Below are 20614 nucleotides of genomic sequence, written 5' to 3'. Positions count from 1 at the left end.
GCGTGCCGTAATACTTGTGCCGCCATCGTGCCCGCTGTTGCGTCAGCGGGCACAGTTTACTATTACAGCTCCGGCGTCTTTTTGAAACCGGTCAGCATCAGCACCAGGCTCTGTTTTGAGTCCGCTGGCGTGAAGTCGTAGTGATTTCCCTGACGGTCGCCGCCGATATACCAGGATATTTCCGTTTTCCCTTCCGCCAGCGCTTTGCGCACCGCTTTATCGACATCAACCATGCGATACTCATGTGAATGGTCCAGATATAACACGGCATCGGAACGGTAGCTGATCGCCGGTTTATTGTTCCAGGACACGGTACTGACGTGCCAGTCACTGCTGGTCGGGTAAAAGAAAATTTGATCGGCGCCGTTCGCTTCCGTTTTGCCGCCAAAAAGGCGAATACGGTATTTGAATAGCGAAGCGTCCATATTGGCAGGCAGGGGCGGGATCTTAAATTTCACCAGCGTGAGCGTTTCCGGGTGCTGCGTGCGTCCGCCATTTGTCCAGTCATCCTGTACGTACAAGGTATCGACGCTGGCATGAGGCTTGTCGTCTTCGCTGCTTACCCAGGTATTTTCTTCCGCTTTACTGTAGGCGTAAGGAACCGTAGTGCCGCAATCCAGTCCCTGATTCATACACAGATCCGTCATAAACTGCGCGCCATCTTCCGTCCAGCCATTCATAAAATCGGCATGGGCGGTATAAAGACTTCCCCAGCGCTCTTCCCGGGTTTCGCCATGCATTACCGGGTCCATCGACAATTCCACTTTAGACGTATCCAGCGAGGAGATCTGCGGGAGTACCCAGGCGATGTTCATATTCACCGTTGGGATTTTTACCGGATAGTCTGCGGAACATTTCCCGTGGTCGGCATAGATAGCGTTATTGTGGCTATGGGTTGGTTTCAGGTTGACGCCATCCCAACAGTTGGGGAAAGCGATCCCGATATTAAACTGGACGGCATCGCCCGCTTTACGCAGGCCGCATATTTCGCCTACCTTGTTGGTGTAACCTTTGCCGTTGGCACATAAAAAGGTGATTGCGGTACTGGGGCCAGTACCGTGATGGTCGCCGGCCAGTAACTCCAGCCCGGCCGGGAATGGATGGAGCGGATATTGCGCTACATTTGTGGATTGATAATAGGTCTTTTGGTAGGCCGGATTTACGATTTCACCATCAGGTAATTTCATGGACGGCGCCCAGTAAGCGGAGCTGTCGGCTTTATTATCACAGGTGGTATCGGGTTGCGCGCGCAACGTCTGGTAGGTAGAGACCGCATCGGTGTGGGTGTTGCCAAAAAAGTCATGCCACATCGCCTGATTCGCTTTACCAAACATCATAATCGCGTCATCGCCCAGCGTGTGGTGATAGCCGCACACGACATGCGCCTGAGGACCGGCATGGGCCGGGAATGCGCCAGCGGCAACGAGCGTAGCCAGGCTGACGGTAATAAGGTTGAGTTTCATTTTTTTGCTGCCCGGTTGAATAGAAGTGGGAGCAGCAATAGCAGATCAAATTGCGGTGTTACATCTCATTAATTATCACTTTTTGTCATTTGCCCTGCATACAGGGGCGAATTTGCAGACGTACTATTTAAATAATTAGCCGAAACTACCCTCCTCTTGATTATGTCAATTTACAAAAAGGGTACGTTAGTGATTAAAATCGGGCTTTTTGTGATAACCCTCACTATTTCATTTTGCCTATGCTAATGGCGCTCGCCATAACCGAATAACGATTCTATCGGACATCGGCTTTATTTTTAAGAAATGCGTTACGACATCAGTCGTGACGCGATCTGCTATGGATTTTTTATGGGATTACTAAAACGCGTTATTGTGGTTGTACTCTTGGGCGTGATTTTATTTATGGTCAGGGACGATATACGCTATGTTTATCAACTGATCCTCAAATATGGTGATAAACCCTCGGCGCTGGCACTGAGTAGCTATAAAGCGGTTATTCAGCAAAAACCAGTCGCAGGAGTTAAGAGTAACCTTTCAGGTTTGACCTACTCCGCCGAAGACAGGATGCTTTTCGCCGTTATTAATAATCCCCCTGAACTGGTCTGGTTAACGACAGAAGGGCAGCTGGTAGGGCGGATGCCGCTGCAGGGTATCCACGACCCGGAGTCTATTGCATGGAGTGGGGGCAACCAGTTCCAGATAGGCAGTGAGAAAGATGGCGCGGTCTATAAAACACAGGTGGATATTCAGCGCGGCGCCATGCAGATAATCTCCATGGTGAAGCTTGAGGGCTATGACAAAGCAAAAAATAAAGGGCTGGAAGGTACGGCATGGGATGCGAAAAATGAGAGATTATATGCCGCAAAAGAAAGAAAACCCATTATGATCAAAGAAGTAGAGATGAGCAAAAATGGTATCACCAGAGCGTTGCCTTCTGCCATCACTGCGAGTGTGAGCGATGTCTCCGGACTTGAATACCATGCCCCAACGGATTCGCTGCTGGTGTTGTCGGACGAGTCAAAAATGATTCTGGAGGTCAGTTCCGAGTGGCGGGTGCGCGATCGATTGTTCCTGACGGCGGAGTGGTCAGGGCTCAGAGACGATATACCCCAACCAGAAGGGATTGCCATGGATAATGAAAATAATTTGTATATTGTGAGTGAACCAAATCTGTTTTATAAATTTTCGTGTGATATACAGAATGACTAAAATCTATTTTTACTGTCACAGTATGCTAAAACAGAACAAGGTTGTTAATACCATGATTTGACGATTGCTTGATTCGTTGATTCATTGTTGGGGATATTTATGTTTTACTTACCTCAGTAACGGATTACTTTGTGGTGTAGCGTAACGGTAATTGTCCTCCTCATATTTGCGGCAGCGTAGTCTGCCGCTTTTTTTTTATAAATTAACTCTCTCTGTAATAATTAACAGACAATGAATATTATTCTGTTTTTTCAGCAGGCCTCCGAAGAGACCTCGCATGGTGATGTTTAGTTATCAGGCATAATATTCTTCATCAACACTTACCGAATGCCATGTCGCCTCGCTAAGCGAAATCATTTCATCTACGCCGGAACTCTTGTTAACCGGGTTTTTCGTCGGCGATGTGCCTGTAAATGTTCCACTGGCGGCGGCGCTATTACCAGCGGGATCGGTGGCCGTTATGGTGTACTGATTTGCCCCCGACAGAATAGCGGGTTGCGGAACAGAAACATGTCAGTTACTGATATCGTTATCGATACTGGCGGTGTAGTCCGTATCGTTGACCGTGACCTTCACCTGAATATCCTGATGCGCCTCCACGACTCCCTTAAGGGTGACGGTGTTATCCAGACTGTTAACAGTCGATCCCAACGTTGGTTCGGCGGACGGTTGTGTATCAATAGTCAGCTTAATTGTTGCGTGAGCTTCTGAGGAGCCGATAAAGGTTGATGTATTGATGTTAGTGATATTATCGCCTCCGGAGCCGATATCACTATTATCCTCCATGGAACGTACTGGCGGTGTTGAGTCTATCGTCAGCCAGCCGATAGACAGCGAAGAATTATCCATAGCGTTTGCGGAACGATCTCTGAAGATGGTATCCAGAGTTGCCTTGCCTACCACTCTACCAACATTTTAGGAAAAATTACGTAATATCGACTGATATATAAAACTCATTCAGCATCAAATGGATTAATTCAACATCAGTAGTAATATCCATTTTTTTATAGGCTGATCTCTTTTGTGTTGAAATCGTTTTTATATTTCGATCTAATAAATTTGAGCAACTTTTAACAGATAATCCTGCTGCCACGTAATAAATAACTTTTTTCTCGCTCAACGTTAGATCGAATTTTTTAGCGAGCAACAGAATCCCGTCTTTTATATTAATATGTTTTGCTTTGTTCTTATACTGCATTGTCAGATATCTCAATTAACATATTGATGACGAGAGGAAGATAAAAACGCTAAAAATTCCGATGGTGTAGTTTTGAAATGTTTTTTAAAAACGCATGTAAAATAAGAAGCACTATCATAACCACACATATAAGCCACTCGAGTAATATTATATTCACTATTGCGTAGAAGTTTTGTCGCTTTATTCATTCGCGCATTAAGGTAAACTTCGCTGAATGAGGTGTTCTCTAGTTTCAATTTCCTTTTTAATGTGGAACAACTCATATAGAGTGAGTCAGAAATATCCTTGAGCGCCCATTTTCGACTTATGTCGCTTATAATAATATTATAGATATTTTCGGCTAATGTATTTTGCGATAGTTCTCTAAAGAGGGCAAATGCTTCAGGTTCATAGATGAACTCTGAAAGTAGAAATCTTATTAAATATTCCTTTTTATCTTGGGATAATTTCTGGCTTTTATTTGAAGAGTGTAAAAGGTTGAATACTCTTGCTACGCCTGTTTCTATTGGCGCTAACAGATGTTTTGTCGTCGGTTTTGTTAATGGGGCCGAAAAGTCTGCATGTTCATACAGAAAAAAATTATAAGCATTTTTTATTGACGCAGAATCTAATTCAATTAAATTATAATTTAACTGTTCATGAGTCTCTTCCATAGTGATATGAATAGTTTGATCTTTAGCTAAAAATATTAACATTGGCCCTGATGCCGTAATATACTCCCCGGACGATGTCGTAATTGAAATTTTACCCGTGGTGAGCTTGATGAGTACGGACTGCAGTAAATTTAATCCCTGAAGTGATAAGGATTTCCTCTGCCAGTTTTGCGCTGATTGTAAACATTCAATGCTCCCCACCTGGACAGGTGAGGGATTAAATACTTTTAGCATGATAATTTCCTTTTATTAAATGTGCGTGTAAATCAAAAATTATTCTGAAAAATATTTCAAAAGAAAACTAATATATAGCTATATAATTATTTGCGAACTTAAGGTATCAGGTGGCGATCTTTTCATTTTCTATGGGAAATGCTATTTTATATTGCATTTCTACATATTATAGTATCGTTAAAAAACTATGTTGCGTATAAAAAAAAGATGGAAATTTACAAGAATTGGCTCATGTTATTATCAATTTATCTCTTTAAAATTTGAATTAAGTAATAATTGCCTTTAATCTTTTAGAGAATAGCTCTTTAATTTCATGGAGGTAGTTAGCATGAGGTATAAGATCTGATGTTAATTTGTGATAAGGTTTATCCTGGATGTAAATATTAACGCTCTCGGCCAGGAAAGGCATACAACGCGGTAAATATATACTGCGGCGGGTAGACGGTGTAGCGATATCCGGAAATTTGAGGGGAGGGGAAGCATTCAATCGTATGGTTGGCTTTATGAAAAACGGTGTAACACGTTAGTGAGGTTCTTTGATCTTACCCAGCAATAGTGGTCACGTGACTAAGTGAGTAAACTCTCAAGCAAGAGGTGACTCATATGAAAAAACCAGCATCAACCACCAAAAAGCCACGCAAGCAGCACACGCCTGAATTTCGCAGGAAGCCCTGAAACTGGCTGAACGCATTGGGGGGCCGCTGCCGCCCGCGAGCTTAACCTGTATGAATCACAGCTCTACAACTGGCGAAGCAAACAGCAAAATCAGCTCTCTTCTTCTGACCGCGAACAGGCGATGCCCGCAGAGATCGCCCATCTGAAGCGTCCGCTGGCAGAAGGGGATGAGGAACTGGCCATTCTCCAGAATGGCCGCGGCATACTTCGCGAGGCGCCTGAAATGAAGTATGTCTTCATCGAAAAACATCAGGCTGAATTCAGTACCAAAGCCATGTGCCGTGTACTTCAGGTTGCCCGTAGTGGCTGGTACGTCTGGCATCAGCGTCGTCATCAGATAAACCAGCGTCAGCAGTTCCGCCTTATCTGTGATAACGTCGCCCGGGAGGCATTCAGTGACGCAAACAGCGCTATGGTGCGCCACGCCTGACGGATGTATAACATAAAAACCGTGGCGGCCAGCTTGCGATGCGTTACAGATGGTGCAATGGTGGCGTAAACGACTGGGAAAGTCAGCGTGCATACAGACAGAGGTGGTCAGTACTATTCAACGGATTAGCAGAGCTTACTGAAACGACATAATCTGCGGGGGAGTATGAGCACCAGAGGCTGTTGTTATGACAATGCCTGTGCAGAAAGCTTCTTTCACACGCTGAAGGTGGAATGTATCCACGGAGAGGGCTTTGCCAGCTGGGAAATAATGCAGACAGCAGTGTTTAATGATATCGAGTGTGATTACAATCAACGGCGTCGTCACAGTGCCTGTGGCAGTCTCAGTCCGGAACAATTTGAAAACCAGAACCTTGCTTAGGGTTGTGTCCATATTACGCGGGTAGGATCAGTCCATTTCTGTAGTCTGCCTGTTGTTCTTCATCGTCAGTTGAAGTAACAGCTTTACCTCCGGCTACAGTAAGGATGATTGAAAAAATCATTTTAATGGCTTCAGCCAGCCCATTAAAAAATTACTTTCCAACTATCTGATTTATTAGAGGTATTGTCTTTCATTAAGATAGCGAGTCCTGGTGGTTTAAAAATAAAGACACAGTATTATAATGAAAATAACACATCATTAAATATTGAATTTGCTAACTCGTTGTGTGATGCTGAAATGATTTTATTGCATATTATTAATTTCTGGGATGAATGTTATGAAAGGAAAATTTTTGTGTGGTTTATTGGTTTCGCTATTAATTAGCGGATGCGGTGACGATAACACCCCTACAGAGAAAGTCTTGAAAGAACAATTTAGTAATCAATTTCATGGGCGTCTTATCCTTGATTCAATTGATATCAAGGAAACATCGGTTGATGGAAATAAGAGAACATATGCTGCTGATGGCTTACTTTCTACTGGCTACGATCTGTATACGCCAGTTGCCTCGTTAACTGATTATATTGTTGTTCAAAAATCGTGGGATAAAGGCAAAGATATTAAATTCTCAGCAACTTTGAACAGTCTTGGTAATAAAGATACTGGATGGAAAACAATATTTTCTTCATTACAAATGTCAGAAACACCAAAAGGCAATCCAATTCCTAATGTTGAAACTGACGGTAAATATATCATCATGGATGGAGCAGGTTTTGATGATAAAATAAATGCAATTAAAGATGAATATGCCAGGAAGAAATCAAAACTAAACGAATTAAATAATGATATCGCAAAAGTTAAAACTAATATATTAGTTATTAATAAAGAAATCGATGAGTATTGGGGGAAAGGGGAAGATGGAAAAACACAAAGCCGTTATTTTATTCAGCGTGATTTGAATAAAGAGCTGGAACTCTTTAATAAAGAAAATGCTCCTTATTATTTTGAGAAGAAGTACAATGCTGAAGTTTTCGACCCAGCAATGAAGGCTCGCCGGGAAAAATTAAAGAATTACAGGTTGAGTGATTTTGATGACATAAGGGCGGAGAAACGTGCTGTATTAGAAAAACATAAAGAAGAATACTCCGTAAAATATAATGAAATTAATGAGAAGATAAAAGCGAAAATGAAGGTGCTCGATGATGGTTTACAAGAGTTGATAGCAAAGAAACGTGGTCTCATACAGCAGCAATCAACCATCTCAGACGAGATTCGCAATCTTGATTATCAATATAAAAATTGGGTAAATTTTATGGAAGAGCTAAATAAAAGAAAATAACTGACTATTATTATGAGTGATAAAAAAGAGACTGAAATCTGGTCTCTTTTTTTGAGCCTGTCAGTAATTCTATGTAACTGCTAATATATTAAAGGTGATTGCTCAGGCGGTCACCGAACTCGATAATAAAGCGACTCATCGCCAGCCGCCAGTTCTGGATCGGCATACTCCATTTTTTTGATGCATCCTTGATTGCCAGATAAATAACCTTTCGTACCGAGTCATCCGTCGGGAACACTTTGCGTTTCTTAATCGCGGCACGGATCACGCTGTTCAGGGATTCGACTGCGTTTGTAGTGTAGATGGTAGATGGTCTTGCGGATATCCGGCGGATAACTGAAGAGCGTATTGAGGTTTTCCCAGTGCGCACGCCAGCTTTTGCTGATTTGCGGATATTTCGGGAAGACGCTGTTTATCGCATCCGGGAAGCCCTTCAGACCGTCCACACAGGCAATCAGGATGTCCTGAAGGCCCCGCTTTTTCAGCTCCGTCAGCACGCTTAGCCAGAACTTTGTGCCTTCATTTCCGGACAGCCACATGCCGGCAACGCTTTCTGACCTTCGGTATTGATCCCCAGCGCAGGGAAAACTGCTTTGTTTATCACACTGCCATTCTGATGAACTTTGACAACATACAGTCCATATAAACAAAGGGATACAGCGTATCCATTTGTCGGTTTTGCCACTCAATGACCTGCTCTTTTACGGCGTCGGTGACTTTATATATCAGCGTGGGCGACACATCGGAGTCGTACATTTCTTTGAAGGTGGCAACGATTTCGCGGATAGTCATGCCTTTGGCGCAGAGGGATAAAATCTGGCTGTCCATCTGCGTAATGCGCGTCTGGTGCTTCTTAATCAGCTGTGGTTCGAAGGTATTTTCACGGTCACGCGGCGTGTTCAGTTCGATCTCGCTGTTATTGCATAACACCGTTTTTGACGAGTAGCCATTGCGGGTGTTTGAGCCTGTTTTGGGCGCATTTTTCTCATACCCGGGGTGGTCAGCCAGCTCCGCATTGAGCGCTGTTTCGACGGTAAGCTTCGTCAACATGCGGGAAAAAGCATGGAGATCGGTTTCGGTTTTAAGGCCTTCAGCCACTTCAGCCGCAAGGGCTTTAAGTTTCTTTTCGTCCATAATTGCCTGTCTCTGTTGTTGGAGTGAACATATCAAAAACAGGCACTTACACAATTTTAATTACAGTCTAACGCCCGGTCACCCCTACGCAGTTGCACTTCCTTTCATTTGCTGTGGCCAGTTTGCGGGAAGACTTTCACCTTCAGTAATTAAGTTTGGGATGATCTTCTTTACTCAATAAATTATTTTTGTCGTTCAGCTCCTCACGGACTTTTGCCAGTGACTTCTGAAAAGCCGGGATTGTTTGCAGTCTTGCAAACTCTACTGCTCCCACATAACGGCCAGCATCAACATCGCTTTGCCAGTGAGCACCGCATATCACTCTGCTTTGCCCGAACTCCCATCCTCGTCTGGCGAGCTCCTGCGCGCGTTCCGGTCTGGCCTCGGATAATACTAATGCCAGAAGTGTACCATAAGCAGTATGCCCGGAAGGGTAAGAGCCATCTTTTCGCAAAGTATTCTCATCTTCAGGACGGCAGGTAGAATGATTAAATAAGACAAAGGGACGAGTACGCATATAATATTTTTTTGCCGAAGCAGTCGCGTAGTAGCCGCCCATTGTCAGAAGATTCTTTAACATATTCCAGGTTTCTGGCGTATCTTTGGGGTTAATTTTAGCACCCACTACTGGCGAGAATATTCTGGCTATATTTTCCACGCTTACATCTGCATCCTCAGCAGCTTGTTTCCATCGTGGGGAACCCTTTATCGCATAGCCCTTAAAATAAGCCTCCTTATCATAGAGGAAAGCCGGATCATCATTACCTGGCGGTGGTGGTAAGTAGAACTGACTGTTCACTGATTCTTCAGGAGAATGAAAGGGTTGCACTGTTGCTGCTGATGTATATTTAGCTACGATCAGTGGTAGAAAAAATAGTAAATAACGACTTTTCATAAAGACTCGCTCCGGATCAGACAATAATAAACAGATGTAATCCTATAATGATTTATTGCAATGGTTATTCAACATACAGGTAAAAAAGCAGGACGCTGCACTGGTATTATTGTCTGTCCATACCGGACTGACTGCAGCGGACAACAGAACAATACCGGTACTTCCGGCTAACAGCATTTTGTTTAATTTTTCTCCCCGGTTATTTTTTATCTGCGTGCCTGACTGACACGCATTAGGTTAAAATGTTTCCGTAATAGCAAACTATGAATAAGTATTTTAAAGTATGTGCTCTGTTACCCCGGTAACTACCATCAGTCATGATGTGCTGAGTATTAATTTATGATTATGAACAAGAGTCGGAAACAGTATTTAAGAATAAAGAAGCCGACAAAGAAAAAATGCCAAAACTGGCGAAGGGATTATTGTTTTCAGTGATGAAAAAGTTCATGGTGGAGATATTGGACTCACTTGTCGGGGTTAGCGAACCGTCAGATGAAGTGATAGGCGTTATTACTGGTAATAATCTCCCTGTAGCTAAGTAAGCTTTTGACCCTGGCCCAAAGGGGAAAAGCTGATCGCCGAAGCGCTGGGCGTTGCGCCAGAGAAAATCTGGCCTTCTCGTTATAGCTAGTCAGACCAGAGATGGGGGCTACGGATTTCCATTCCCAGAAAAGCAAAAACCCAGCCATAGGCTGGGTTTTCTGAATAAGTGGTGCCCGGACTCGGAATCGAACCAAGGACACGGGGATTTTCAATCCCCTGCTCTACCGACTGAGCTATCCGGGCAACGGGGCGCATTAAACCGTAAAGGGGCGCGGTCGTCAACGGCTTTACACGAAAAAAGTGATAAAAGCGCGCTGACTGCCTGCTTTTCAGGCAAAATGCATAAAATCAGTACCCGTCAGGTGAGCGCGCCACCCTGACGGCACTGTGCAAAACGCAGAATATCTTCCGCCAACCGCTGAGCGGTATCTACATCAGCCTGACTGCGGTTGACCAGCATTCGGCTGAGACAACCTTCCAGCACCAGCTCCATCTGCCTTGCAACCATCGCCGGATCGTCAATTTCCAGCGTGGTCAGTAGCTCATGGGTAAAATCATGTGCCGCGCGTTTTTGTTGATTAGCCAGTTGGTGAATAGGATGGGTTGGGTCGGGATAAAACGTACAGGCGGCAATGAACAAGCAACCAGGATAACGGTTATTACTGACACATTCCGAAAGCGCGCTGTAGCGTGCCAGTAGCTTTTGTTCAGCAGAAAGCGACTCATCAAGAAGAAGCTGGCGTCGCCAGATATCTACCTGCTGACTCAGATAACGTAGCGCGTCATATAAAATGGCTTCTTTATCTGGCCAGAAACGCTGTAATGTGTCGAGTGGGCGATTTACGCGCTCCGCCACCATTTCCAGCGTAGTATCGGCTATCCCTTGCGTCTCCAGTAATTTCAGGGCTTCTCCCAGAATATCTTCACGTTGCACGGTATTCTCCTCCGTCTTTGCTTTTGCAAGTGTCGCTCACGGTTGGCGATCGTGCAAATGCGCGCTAAAGGTGGCGGCGTCCATAAAGCCGGTGACTCGCGCTTGCGGCTGTTCCTGGCCTTGGGCATCAAAGAACAGAATGGTGGGCAGCCCGAGAACTTGCAGATGCTTTAACAGCGCGACGTCCTGCGCATTGTTAGCGGTGACGTTAGCCTGTAAGAGCACCGTGTCGCCGAGCGCCTGCTGGACCCGCGGATCGCTGAAGGTATACTTTTCAAACTCTTTACAGGCCACGCACCAGTCGGCGTAGAAATCCAGCATAACGGGGTTGCCTTTGGCCTGTGCCAGCGCCTGATTGAGTTCGTCCACGGTAGAAATAGCCGTGAAATTGAGGTGCGCTGGAGCTTGCGCGGATGGCGATCCGAACGCCCAATCCTGTAGAGGCCGCACGCTAATGAGCGCTGCCGCCAGCAGGATAATCTGTACGATACGCATCCCCGCTCGTCTGGCCTGAAGGCTGGTGATAAAGGCCCAACCAAAGAAAGCGACGCCCAGCAGCGACCACAGACGTAAACCCCAAGCCTCGCCAATAATCCGCTCCAGTAAAAGGACCGGTAACGCGAGGATCACGAAACCAAAAGCGGTTTTAACATGCGCCATCCACGGGCCGCTTTTCGGTAGCAGGCGGTTGCCAAACACGGTGACCAGCATTAGCGGCAGACCCATACCTAATGCATACAAATACAGCGTACCGCCGCCCAGCCACATGTTGCCGCTCTGAGCGATATAAAGCAGGATCGCGCTTAACGGCGCTGTAGTACAGGGCGAGCAAATTAATCCGGCAATCGCCCCCATAACAAAAACACCGCCGGGCGAACCGCCTTGCTGACGATTACTCATTAATGTCAGCCGGGTTTGCAGTGAGGAGGGGAGCTGTAGTGTAAACAGGCCAAACATCGACAACGCAAGCAGGGTGAACACGATGGCAAGGCCGATTAACACATAAGGGTGCTGCAGCGCCGCCTGAAACTGTAATCCCGCCGCGGCGACGACCAGACCCAGTGCGGTATAGGTCAGCGTCATCCCTTGTACATAGATAAAGGCCAGCAGCAGTGCGCGCCCCGTCGACAAACGTTGCCTTCCCCCCAGGACAATACCGGAAATCAGCGGATACATGGGTAAAACGCAGGGCGTAAAGGCGATACCTATGCCGATCAGTAGCGCCCAGAGCGCGGAAAAAGGTAGCTGGGCGGCGGGTTTTGACGTCTCTCCCGTCTGGGTGACAGCAGGCGTCGGCGTGGCGTCTATTGCCGCGGCAACTTCACTTAGCGGCACCGTTTTCGTTTCCGGCGGATAACAGAATCCCGCATCGGCGCACCCCTGGTACGTTACCGTTAATGTCGCGCCAGCCGCCGCCTGGTTAACCGTTACCGGAACGTTTAGCCGCTTACGGTAGATTTCGCTTTTTCCGTAGAATTCATCTTCATGCCAGACGCCTGCCGGGAGTTGGACTGCGGCGATATCTGCTTTCGTCGGCGTGATACTGATTTGTTTACGGTAAAGGTAGTAACCCTCTTTTACCTGCCAGGAGAGGGTAAGATCGTGTTGATTTTGCTGAAAATCAAAAACAAACGCCCGGTCGGCAGGGACGAACTGCGAGCGACCCGGCGCGTCGAATAATCCGGCGAAGGCGGATGTGCTGCACAGCAGCAGGATCAGCGTAAAGATGCGTTGAGCCATGAGAGGTAATCAGTATCTCCGTGAGTAACAGGTAAAACCAGAAGTTCAGGCGTTTGATACGGGTGATGAGACTTCAGGCAGTCGATAAGCGCTTGCTGATGTGAAACGGTGGTTTTTAAGATCATTTGAACTTCATACTCCTGCTCCAGTTTGCCTTCCCAGTAGTACAGCGATGTCGCGCCGGGGAGGAGGGTGGCGCAGGCGGCCAGTTTTTCCGCCAGCACTTTGGCGGCCAGATCCTGGGCGGTAGCTTCATCCGGGGCGGTACAAAGCACCACAACGGCCTCGGGGATGGAAATATCCTGACTCTTAACATCAAGCATAAACACCTCGAAAGAACAAAAAGACCCGCAAGTGAACGGTCACTATACAACGGACGAGGGCAGGATGTTAGTCAAAGGGCGGGAGAATGCGGGGCGTGATACGCCCCGCGGGTGAAACACTTACAGCATAAAGCTGCCCAGCAGGAAGCCGAAGCAGACAGCCAGAACGACGCCCAGGGTGCCTGGGATGAAGAACGGGTGGTTAAAGACGAATTTACCGATACGGGTTGTACCGGTGTCATCCATCTGTACCGCCGCAACCAGAGTCGGGTAGGTCGGCAAAATGAACAGGCCGGAAACGGCGGCGAAGGAAGCGACTGCCGTCAGCGGAGAGACGTTCAGCGCCAGCGCCATCGGCATCAGCGCTTTCGCCGTTGCCGCCTGAGAGTAGAGCAGCGCGGAAGCAAAGAAGAAGATGACGGCCAGCAGCCACGGATGCCCCTGGATGACGCTACCCGCAGTGTCTTTGATCCAGTCGATGTTAGCGGATACGAAGGTATCGCCCAGCCACGCCACGCCCAGAATACAGATACAGGCGCTCATCCCTGCTTTAAAGGTACTGGAGTTGAGGATGGCGTCAGTTTCCACTTTACACAGGATGGTGGTCAGCGTTGCGACGCTCAACATGATGATCAAAATAGCGTTGGTGGTGTTCATCAGCGGTTTCTCAACCAGGCCGAGGCTCGGACTGTTGACAATCGCATAAACAACCACGCAGATAACGCCCAGCAGGAACAGCCAGACGGAATTTTTTGCCATCGGTTTGATTTCAATCTGCTTTTCACCACGCAGTTCAATCAGCCCTTCTTCCAGACGCTTGCGGTAAATCGGGTCGTCCGACAGTTTGGAGTTGAACAGCATCGTGACCAGGAAGGACATCACCAGCACCGCCAGCAGCGTAGAGGGGATAACCACGGACAGCAGGTGAATGTAGCTAATGCCATGACCTTCCATAACAGAAGACATATACACCACGGCCGCAGAAATCGGCGAGGCGGTAATCGCAATCTGCGCGGATACCACGGCGGTCGAGAGCGGACGGCAAGGTTTGATTCCCTGCTCCTTCGCGACTTCAGCAATAACCGGCAGCGTTGCCAGGGAAATGTTCCCGGTACCAGCAAAAATAGTCAGGAAATAGGTCACAATCGGTGCGAGGATAGTGATGTATTTCGGGTTCTTACGCAGCAGTTTTTCCGTCTGGTTTACCAAATAATCCAGACCGCCCGCGACCTGCATAGCAGAGATCGCGGCGATAACCGCCATGATGATGGAAATGACATCGAATGGAATTGTCCCTGGCTTCACGCCGATGGCGGCAAGTACCAGAACACCCAGCCCACCTGCGAATCCAATACCGATGCCCCCAAGTCTGGCGCCCAAAAAGATTGCCAGCAAAACAATGATAAGTTCGACAACTATCATATTAGCCTTCCTTGTTGTTTAACAATTTGATATTAAATTGTTGTTATTTGGTAACTTCTTGTAAGAAAAAAGGCACGTCATCGTGACGTGCCTCTTTGGTACTACCCTGTACGATTACTGTTCGCTTTCATCAGTATAACGTTTAGCTTTATAAGCCGGGTGCATCAAGTTCTGTACGGAGAAAATATCGTCCAGCTCGGCTTCCGTTAACAGGCCGCGCTCCAGCACAACTTCACGTACGCTCTTACCGGTTTCAGCACAGATTTTACCGACGATGTCGCCGTTGTGGTGGCCGATGAACGGGTTGAGGTAAGTGACGATACCGATGGAGTTATAAACGTACCCTTCGCACACTTCTTTATTCGCGGTAATGCCGTTAACGCATTTTTCCAGCAGGTTGTAGCACGCGTTGCTCAGAATGTGGATGGATTCGAACATCGCCTGACCGATAACCGGCTCCATAACGTTCAACTGCAACTGACCGGCTTCCGCCGCCATCGTAACGGTGGTGTCGTTACCGATGACTTTAAAGCATACCTGGTTTACGACTTCCGGTACTACCGGGTTCACTTTGGCTGGCATGATGGAAGAGCCCGCCTGCAGTTCCGGCAGGTTGATCTCGTTCAGGCCGGCACGAGGACCAGAAGAGAGCAAGCGCAGGTCGTTACAGATTTTGGACATCTTCACTGCCAGACGTTTCAGCGCGCTGTGAACCATAACATATGCGCCACAGTCAGATGTCGCCTCAATCAGATCTTCAGCCGGAACACAGGCGAAACCAGTGACTTCAGCCAGTTTTTTCACCGCCAGCGGAGAGTATTCTTTCGGCGTGTTCAGACCAGTACCGATTGCCGTTGCGCCAAGGTTGACTTCCAGCAGCAGCTCAGCAGTACGCTCGATGCTTTTCACTTCTTCTTTCAGCAGGATGCTGAACGCACGGAATTCTTGACCAAGCGTCATCGGTACGGCGTCCTGCAACTGGGTACGACCCATTTTCAGGATGTCCTGGAATTCAACCGCTTTACGTTCGAAACCTTCACGCAACTGGTTGATGGCATCGATCAGTTTGACGATAGAGGCGTAAACCGCTACACGGAAGCCTGTCGGATAGGCATCGTTAGTGGATTGACATTTATTCACGTGGTCGTTCGGGTTCAGGTACTGATATTCACCTTTCTGATGACCCATCAGTTCCAGCCCGATGTTGGCCAGCACTTCGTTGGTATTCATGTTGACGGAAGTGCCCGCGCCGCCCTGATAGACATCTACCGGGAACTGGTCCATGCACTTACCGTTGTTAAGGACTTCATCACATGCGGCAATGATGGCGTTCGCCACACTCTTAGGAATGGTTTGCAGCTCTTTGTTGGCCAGCGCCGCCGCTTTTTTTACCATAACCATGCCACGCACAAATTCAGGGATGTCGCTGATTTTGTTATTGCTAATGTAGAAGTTTTCAATCGCTCTCAGAGTGTGAACACCATAGTAGGCTTCAGCTGGAACTTCCCTGGTACCCAACAGATCTTCTTCGATACGAATGTTGTTTGACATGTGAACCTTCTTTTTCAAGCTGCCAATGATTTTTACTTTAAAATACACAGGATATATGTGATTTCGAATGTTTTCTGACCGACGATTATCCCCTCCATCGGCCTGATAAACGAGATCATATGCTGCTTCAGAATTCCTACCGTAATCTGGATCACTTAAAGTGTGGGAATTTACCCCTTATTTATTATTTTGTGAAATAGGTCACCGCTTTAGTATTACTACCTAAAATAGGTGTACAAACCACTTGAAATTTTGCTACGCACCACCATATCGAATCGATGCGAATCGCAACCCCATTCAAATGGTCGTCGCAGACGGCCATGACTTACAGGAGAGTCCTTTGCGCTGGATACCCTTTTTAGCTGTCTTTCTCTATGTTTACATTGAGATTTCTATCTTTATCCAGGTCGCCCATGTGCTTGGCGTCTTGATGACGCTAATCCTGGTGATTTTTACGTCTGTTATCGGTATGTCACTGGTACGTAACCAGGGTTTTAAAAACTTTTTGCTGATGCAACAAAAAATGGCGGCCGGTGAGAGCCCGGCGGCAGAAATGATTAAGAGTGTATCGCTGATCATCGCTGGCTTACTGCTCCTGTTGCCGGGATTTTTCACCGATTTTCTCGGCCTTCTCCTTTTGTTACCGCCAGTGCAAAAACATTTGACGCTGAAGTTGTTGCCGCATTTACGTTTTTCCCGGATGCCGGGCGGCGGGTTTAGCGCGGGTACTGGCGGTGGCGAAACATTTGACGGCGAGTATCAGCGTAAAGATGACGATCGCGATCGTATTGAACATAAAGACGATCGTCGGGATTAAAGGTAGAGATGTTGGTCGGATAAGTCGCGTGAGGCGCTATCCGGCCAGCGAATGCGTCTTACGCCATGCGTTTTCGCTTCGGTAAAAACAGCCATAATGCAGCCAGCATGATAATGGCATATAAGCTTTTCCACCCCAGCATTGCCAGCAATAACAGGCACAGTAGACAACCCGTCACCGCCAGTGCATAGCAGCGCCCTTTCAATAGTCGACAGCCCGCCAGCATACAAAGCAGATAGAGCATAATAAAAATACCGTTAGCATAGACGATCAGCGCATTGAGGTTAATCTTCAGGGCGTAGACGACCAGGGAACTCACGCAACAACAGGCCAGAATAACGTTTAACGCGTGCAAGGGAAGGCGCCCGGGAGAGAGTTGAGCCAGATAGTGATCGGGCTGATATTGCATTTGCGTCCATATCAGACGCGCAAAACTCTGAGCATACACATTCAGGCTGGCAAAGCAGGTGAGATAACCAATAATGCAGGCTATCCACAACGCCTGGATACCGAAGAGATGAACAATAATAAGCGGTAGCGATGCTGTTGCCGCTATCTTGTCGCTATAGACGCCAAAATGCAGCACCACGGCGGTACAGGTCCAATAAATGGAGCCGGCCAGCATCAGGCCAATGATCAATGCGCGCGGAAAATCACGTTCAGGATTTTTAAATTCAGACGACAAATGCGTAAAAGCCTCAATTCCCACAAATCCCCAGAACATGATCGCCAGGGCGGTACACAGCCGGGAAAAGGTGATTTCGTTTGCGGCTGGGAAGGTGATATCTGCAGGTTTAATCGCGCCTTTCCACAGAATGGCGGCAATAAGCGCGATAATTAATCCAGCGATAATGGCTTGCAGGTTGGCGCTGGAGCTGGCGCCGCGCGATCCCATAAACCATAGTAAACCTAGAGTACCCAGCTCCCCAAATAAGAGCTGTTCGCTTTGCCAGCCAAACAGCGCCTGGCCGAAACCCACCGCAATATGCAAGGCTGCGGGAAAACTAACAGGAATGACTGATAAAAACAGCCAACTGATCACTCGTTGCAGACGCGGGCCAAATGCTATCCCGACAAAATGCGCTACGCCGCCAGCGTGTGGAAAGTGACGCCCCAGCACAGCAAAGACAATCGCAATAGGGAAAATCAAAATAATGAGCAGCGGCCATGCCCAAAGGCTGATGTCGCCTGCCGCCAGCGCAGCCAGCTCCGGAAGCGCAAAAACGCCAGTCCCTAATAATGATGTGGTTAACAAGATAACGCCCTGAACCAACCCAAGCTCTTTTTTTAGTTCATTCATCAGCTCATTATCCGGCGGCATTGTAACGTCAGGTGACGACAGACATTTTTAAGCGTATCACACACGCCTTTTCTTATAGCAGGATGTTCTAAGCCTTGGGTAAACGTGAGATAAGTAGCGTTTTTACCGCTTTTTTCGCTCAGAAGAATTTTTTTTCATCTCCCCCCTTGAAGGGGCAAAACCCCATCCCCATCTCTCTGGTCACCAGCCGGGAAACCGTTTACGGGCCGGCGTCACCCATAACTGATAATGACTTTCTCAAAGGAGAGCTATCAATGAGTATTCGTCCGTTACATGATCGTGTGATCGTCAAACGTAAAGAAGTTGAGTCTAAATCTGCTGGCGGCATCGTACTGACCGGTTCCGCAGCGGGTAAATCAACTCGTGGCGAAATCATCGCTGTTGGTAAGGGTCGCATCCTGGACAACGGTACTGTACAGCCGCTGGACGTGAAAGTTGGCGACATCGTTATTTTTAACGATGGCTACGGTGTGAAATCTGAAAAGATCGACAATGAAGAAGTGTTGATCATGTCTGAAAGCGACATTCTGGCAATTGTTGAAGCGTAATCCGCGAACGACACTGAACATACGAATTTAAGGGAAAGAGAAAATGGCAGCTAAAGACGTAAAATTCGGTAACGACGCTCGTGTGAAAATGCTGCGCGGCGTAAACGTACTGGCAGATGCAGTGAAAGTAACCCTCGGTCCGAAAGGCCGTAACGTGGTTCTGGATAAATCTTTCGGTGCGCCGACTATCACTAAAGATGGTGTTTCCGTAGCGCGTGAAATCGAACTGGAAGACAAGTTTGAAAACATGGGCGCGCAGATGGTGAAAGAAGTTGCCTCTAAAGCGAACGACGCTGCAGGCGACGGCACCACCACCGCGACCGTACTGGCGCAGTCCATCATTACCGAAGGCCTGAAAGCCGTTGCTGCGGGCATGAACCCGATGGACCTGAAACGTGGTATCGACAAAGCGGTTGCTGCGGCGGTTGAAGAGCTGAAAGCCCTGTCCGTACCGTGCTCCGACTCTAAAGCGATTGCTCAGGTAGGTACTATCTCCGCTAACTCCGACGAAACCGTAGGTAAACTGATCGCGGAAGCGATGGATAAAGTCGGTAAAGAAGGCGTCATCACCGTTGAAGACGGTACCGGTCTGCAGGACGAACTGGACGTGGTTGAAGGTATGCAGTTTGACCGCGGCTACCTGTCTCCTTACTTCATCAACAAGCCGGAAACTGGCGCAGTAGAGCTGGAAAGCCCGTTCATCCTGCTGGCTGATAAGAAAATCTCCAACATCCGCGAAATGCTGCCGGTTCTGGAAGCCGTTGCAAAAGCAGGCAAACCGCTGCTGATCATCGCTGAAGATGTTGAAGGCGAAGCGCTGGCTACCCTGGTTGTTAACACCATGCGTGGCATCGTGAAAGTGGCTGCTGTTAAGGCACCGGGCTTCGGCGATCGTCGTAAGGCGATGCTGCAGGATATCGCTACTCTGACCGGCGGTACCGTAATCTCTGAAGAGATCGGTATGGAGCTGGAAAAAGCAACCCTGGAAGACCTGGGGCAGGCGAAACGCGTTGTGATCAACAAAGACACCACCACCATCATCGATGGCGTGGGTGAAGAAGCTGCCATCCAGGGCCGTGTTGCTCAGATCCGTCAGCAGATTGAAGAAGCGACCTCCGACTACGATCGTGAAAAACTGCAGGAGCGCGTAGCGAAACTGGCAGGCGGCGTTGCGGTAATCAAAGTTGGCGCTGCGACCGAAGTTGAAATGAAAGAGAAGAAAGCCCGCGTTGAAGATGCCCTGCACGCGACCCGTGCTGCGGTAGAAGAAGGCGTGGTTGCTGGTGGTGGCGTTGCGCTGATCCGCGTTGCTTCTAAAATTGCTGACCTGAAAGGCCAGAACGAAGACCAGAACGTGGGTATCAAAGTTGCGCTGCGCGCAATGGAAGCTCCGCTGCGTCAGATCGTGCTGAACTGCGGCGAAGAGCCGTCTGTTGTCGCTAACACCGTTAAAGGCGGCGACGGTAACTACGGTTACAACGCAGCAACTGAAGAATACGGCAACATGATCGATATGGGTATCCTGGACCCAACCAAAGTTACCCGTTCTGCGCTGCAGTACGCGGCTTCTGTGGCTGGTCTGATGATCACTACCGAGTGCATGGTGACCGACCTGCCGAAAAGCGATGCTCCTGATTTAGGCGCTGCTGGTGGCATGGGGGGTATGGGTGGTATGGGCGGCATGATGTAATTGCCCACACCCTGCATCCTTCAGGCTGCAGATGCGTTGGCTAACCCCAGTCACTTACTTGAGTAAGTGACTGGGGATTAACAAACTGGCCGCCTTCCTGCAACCAGAATGATT

At 47.8% G+C, this 20614-nt stretch carries 16 protein-coding genes, 1 tRNA gene and 5 pseudogenes; 7 read left to right on the top strand and 15 right to left on the bottom strand.

Translation table 11 applies throughout. The features are described 5' to 3' along the window. Nucleotides 1–62 precede the first annotated feature (62 nt). The gene (locus tag ACLJRU_RS12115; RefSeq protein WP_000773789.1) at nucleotides 63–1463 is read right to left on the bottom strand and encodes a DUF1996 domain-containing protein; all 1401 of its coding nucleotides are present in this window, start codon (nucleotides 1461–1463) and stop codon (nucleotides 63–65) included. A 303-nt stretch (nucleotides 1464–1766) separates the two neighbouring features. Between ACLJRU_RS12115 and ACLJRU_RS12110 the strand changes: the two genes are divergently transcribed. Beyond that, nucleotides 1767–2672 (top strand): SdiA-regulated domain-containing protein, encoded by a 906-nt coding sequence (locus ACLJRU_RS12110; RefSeq protein ID WP_001541330.1) that lies wholly within the window; start codon nucleotides 1767–1769, stop codon nucleotides 2670–2672. A 294-nt stretch (nucleotides 2673–2966) separates the two neighbouring features. Here the strand turns inward: ACLJRU_RS12110 and ACLJRU_RS12105 are convergent. The 5 genes and pseudogenes from ACLJRU_RS12105 to ACLJRU_RS12085 form a co-directional block, all read right to left on the bottom strand. Further along, nucleotides 2967–3098: pseudogene (locus ACLJRU_RS12105) on the bottom strand (hypothetical protein); the annotation flags it as partial. Between the two features lie 117 nt (nucleotides 3099–3215). Continuing rightward, nucleotides 3216–3458 (bottom strand): annotated as a pseudogene (locus tag ACLJRU_RS12100) (hypothetical protein); the annotation flags it as partial. 139 nt (nucleotides 3459–3597) lie between these two features. Next, a complete protein-coding gene (rtsB, locus tag ACLJRU_RS12095) occupies nucleotides 3598–3885 on the bottom strand; it encodes a transcriptional regulator RtsB (protein ID WP_001541332.1) in 288 nt (95 codons plus the stop codon). Continuing rightward, nucleotides 3882–4757, bottom strand: coding sequence for an AraC family transcriptional regulator (locus ACLJRU_RS12090; RefSeq protein WP_000921673.1), 876 nt, complete (start codon nucleotides 4755–4757; stop codon nucleotides 3882–3884). Before ACLJRU_RS12090 ends, rtsB begins: the two co-directional genes overlap by 4 nt. Nucleotides 4758–5022: 265 nt before the next feature. Continuing rightward, entirely contained in the window at nucleotides 5023–5244 is a 222-nt protein-coding gene (locus ACLJRU_RS12085; protein WP_001541333.1) for a hypothetical protein, read from the bottom strand. A gap of 116 nt (nucleotides 5245–5360) precedes the next feature. Here ACLJRU_RS12085 and ACLJRU_RS12080 point away from each other — a divergent pair. Continuing rightward, a pseudogene (locus ACLJRU_RS12080) lies at nucleotides 5361–6243 on the top strand (IS3 family transposase). 337 nt (nucleotides 6244–6580) lie between these two features. Beyond that, complete coding sequence (locus ACLJRU_RS12075; RefSeq protein WP_023235473.1) at nucleotides 6581–7582, top strand: DUF1202 family protein; 1002 nt, start codon at nucleotides 6581–6583, stop codon at nucleotides 7580–7582. Between the two features lie 88 nt (nucleotides 7583–7670). Here ACLJRU_RS12075 and ACLJRU_RS12070 read toward each other — a convergent pair. Further along, nucleotides 7671–8716, bottom strand: a pseudogene (locus tag ACLJRU_RS12070) (IS256 family transposase). Between the two features lie 142 nt (nucleotides 8717–8858). Beyond that, nucleotides 8859–9611, bottom strand: a complete 753-nt coding sequence (locus ACLJRU_RS12065; RefSeq protein ID WP_000842410.1) for a non-specific acid phosphatase — start codon at nucleotides 9609–9611, stop codon at nucleotides 8859–8861. Nucleotides 9612–10164: 553 nt separating this feature from the next. On the opposite strand from ACLJRU_RS12065, the pseudogene ACLJRU_RS12060 reads away from it, so the two are divergent. After that, a pseudogene (locus tag ACLJRU_RS12060) lies at nucleotides 10165–10242 on the top strand (helix-turn-helix domain-containing protein); the annotation flags it as partial. Between the two features lie 79 nt (nucleotides 10243–10321). Here the strand turns inward: ACLJRU_RS12060 and ACLJRU_RS12055 are convergent. The 6 genes from ACLJRU_RS12055 to aspA form a co-directional block, all read right to left on the bottom strand. Continuing rightward, nucleotides 10322–10397 (bottom strand) — tRNA-Phe (locus ACLJRU_RS12055). Between the two features lie 115 nt (nucleotides 10398–10512). Next, on the bottom strand, nucleotides 10513–11088 hold the full coding sequence (locus tag ACLJRU_RS12050; RefSeq protein WP_001188504.1) for a transcriptional regulator: 576 nt from the start codon (nucleotides 11086–11088) through the stop codon (nucleotides 10513–10515). 36 nt (nucleotides 11089–11124) lie between these two features. After that, nucleotides 11125–12828 carry a protein-disulfide reductase DsbD gene (locus ACLJRU_RS12045; protein ID WP_038394072.1) on the bottom strand — a complete coding sequence of 568 codons (1704 nt, stop codon included), beginning with the start codon at nucleotides 12826–12828 and terminating at the stop codon, nucleotides 11125–11127. After that, nucleotides 12804–13151, bottom strand: a complete 348-nt coding sequence (cutA, locus tag ACLJRU_RS12040; RefSeq protein ID WP_000887832.1) for a divalent cation tolerance protein CutA — start codon at nucleotides 13149–13151, stop codon at nucleotides 12804–12806. Before cutA ends, ACLJRU_RS12045 begins: the two co-directional genes overlap by 25 nt. Nucleotides 13152–13271: 120 nt before the next feature. Continuing rightward, the gene (dcuA, locus tag ACLJRU_RS12035) at nucleotides 13272–14573 is read right to left on the bottom strand and encodes an anaerobic C4-dicarboxylate transporter DcuA (RefSeq protein WP_000637595.1); all 1302 of its coding nucleotides are present in this window, start codon (nucleotides 14571–14573) and stop codon (nucleotides 13272–13274) included. A 114-nt stretch (nucleotides 14574–14687) separates the two neighbouring features. Next, on the bottom strand, nucleotides 14688–16124 hold the full coding sequence (gene aspA / locus ACLJRU_RS12030) for an aspartate ammonia-lyase (protein ID WP_000069440.1): 1437 nt from the start codon (nucleotides 16122–16124) through the stop codon (nucleotides 14688–14690). A 340-nt stretch (nucleotides 16125–16464) separates the two neighbouring features. On the opposite strand from aspA, the gene ACLJRU_RS12025 reads away from it, so the two are divergent. Then, the gene (locus tag ACLJRU_RS12025) at nucleotides 16465–16941 is read left to right on the top strand and encodes an FxsA family protein (protein WP_001267291.1); all 477 of its coding nucleotides are present in this window, start codon (nucleotides 16465–16467) and stop codon (nucleotides 16939–16941) included. 58 nt (nucleotides 16942–16999) lie between these two features. Here ACLJRU_RS12025 and yjeH read toward each other — a convergent pair whose 3' ends face one another. Continuing rightward, nucleotides 17000–18241, bottom strand: a complete 1242-nt coding sequence (yjeH, locus tag ACLJRU_RS12020) for an L-methionine/branched-chain amino acid transporter (RefSeq protein ID WP_031606679.1) — start codon at nucleotides 18239–18241, stop codon at nucleotides 17000–17002. Nucleotides 18242–18516: 275 nt separating this feature from the next. Between yjeH and ACLJRU_RS12015 the strand changes: the two genes are divergently transcribed. Next, complete coding sequence (locus tag ACLJRU_RS12015; RefSeq protein WP_000027827.1) at nucleotides 18517–18810, top strand: co-chaperone GroES; 294 nt, start codon at nucleotides 18517–18519, stop codon at nucleotides 18808–18810. Nucleotides 18811–18853: 43 nt separating this feature from the next. Continuing rightward, nucleotides 18854–20500: a chaperonin GroEL gene (gene groL / locus ACLJRU_RS12010; protein ID WP_000729126.1), complete on the top strand. Its 1647-nt coding sequence runs from the start codon at nucleotides 18854–18856 to the stop codon at nucleotides 20498–20500. The last annotated feature ends 114 nt before the right edge of the window (nucleotides 20501–20614 follow it).

The sequence above is a fragment of the Salmonella sp. SAL00653 genome (genome assembly GCF_046552515.1).
In the GTDB taxonomy this organism is placed as follows: Bacteria; Pseudomonadota; Gammaproteobacteria; order Enterobacterales; family Enterobacteriaceae; genus Salmonella; species Salmonella enterica.
The sequence above is the reverse complement of the archived record's forward strand: the minus strand, read 5'-3'. Positions and strand labels throughout refer to the sequence as shown.

What these genes read in the sequence shown, in the direction of transcription:
- ACLJRU_RS12115 (WP_000773789.1), bottom strand. Translation starts at nt 1,463, where the DNA reads ATGAAACTCAACCTTATTACCGTCAGCCTGGCTACGCTCGTTGCCGCT.
- ACLJRU_RS12110 (WP_001541330.1), top strand. Translation starts at nt 1,767, where the DNA reads ATGCGTTACGACATCAGTCGTGACGCGATCTGCTATGGATTTTTTATG.
- ACLJRU_RS12090 (WP_000921673.1), bottom strand. Translation starts at nt 4,757, where the DNA reads ATGCTAAAAGTATTTAATCCCTCACCTGTCCAGGTGGGGAGCATTGAA.
- ACLJRU_RS12075 (WP_023235473.1), top strand. Translation starts at nt 6,581, where the DNA reads ATGAAAGGAAAATTTTTGTGTGGTTTATTGGTTTCGCTATTAATTAGC.
- ACLJRU_RS12065 (WP_000842410.1), bottom strand. Translation starts at nt 9,611, where the DNA reads ATGAAAAGTCGTTATTTACTATTTTTTCTACCACTGATCGTAGCTAAA.
- ACLJRU_RS12045 (WP_038394072.1), bottom strand. Translation starts at nt 12,828, where the DNA reads ATGGCTCAACGCATCTTTACGCTGATCCTGCTGCTGTGCAGCACATCC.
- cutA (WP_000887832.1), bottom strand. Translation starts at nt 13,151, where the DNA reads ATGCTTGATGTTAAGAGTCAGGATATTTCCATCCCCGAGGCCGTTGTG.
- dcuA (WP_000637595.1), bottom strand. Translation starts at nt 14,573, where the DNA reads ATGATAGTTGTCGAACTTATCATTGTTTTGCTGGCAATCTTTTTGGGC.
- aspA (WP_000069440.1), bottom strand. Translation starts at nt 16,124, where the DNA reads ATGTCAAACAACATTCGTATCGAAGAAGATCTGTTGGGTACCAGGGAA.
- yjeH (WP_031606679.1), bottom strand. Translation starts at nt 18,241, where the DNA reads ATGAATGAACTAAAAAAAGAGCTTGGGTTGGTTCAGGGCGTTATCTTG.
- ACLJRU_RS12015 (WP_000027827.1), top strand. Translation starts at nt 18,517, where the DNA reads ATGAGTATTCGTCCGTTACATGATCGTGTGATCGTCAAACGTAAAGAA.
- groL (WP_000729126.1), top strand. Translation starts at nt 18,854, where the DNA reads ATGGCAGCTAAAGACGTAAAATTCGGTAACGACGCTCGTGTGAAAATG.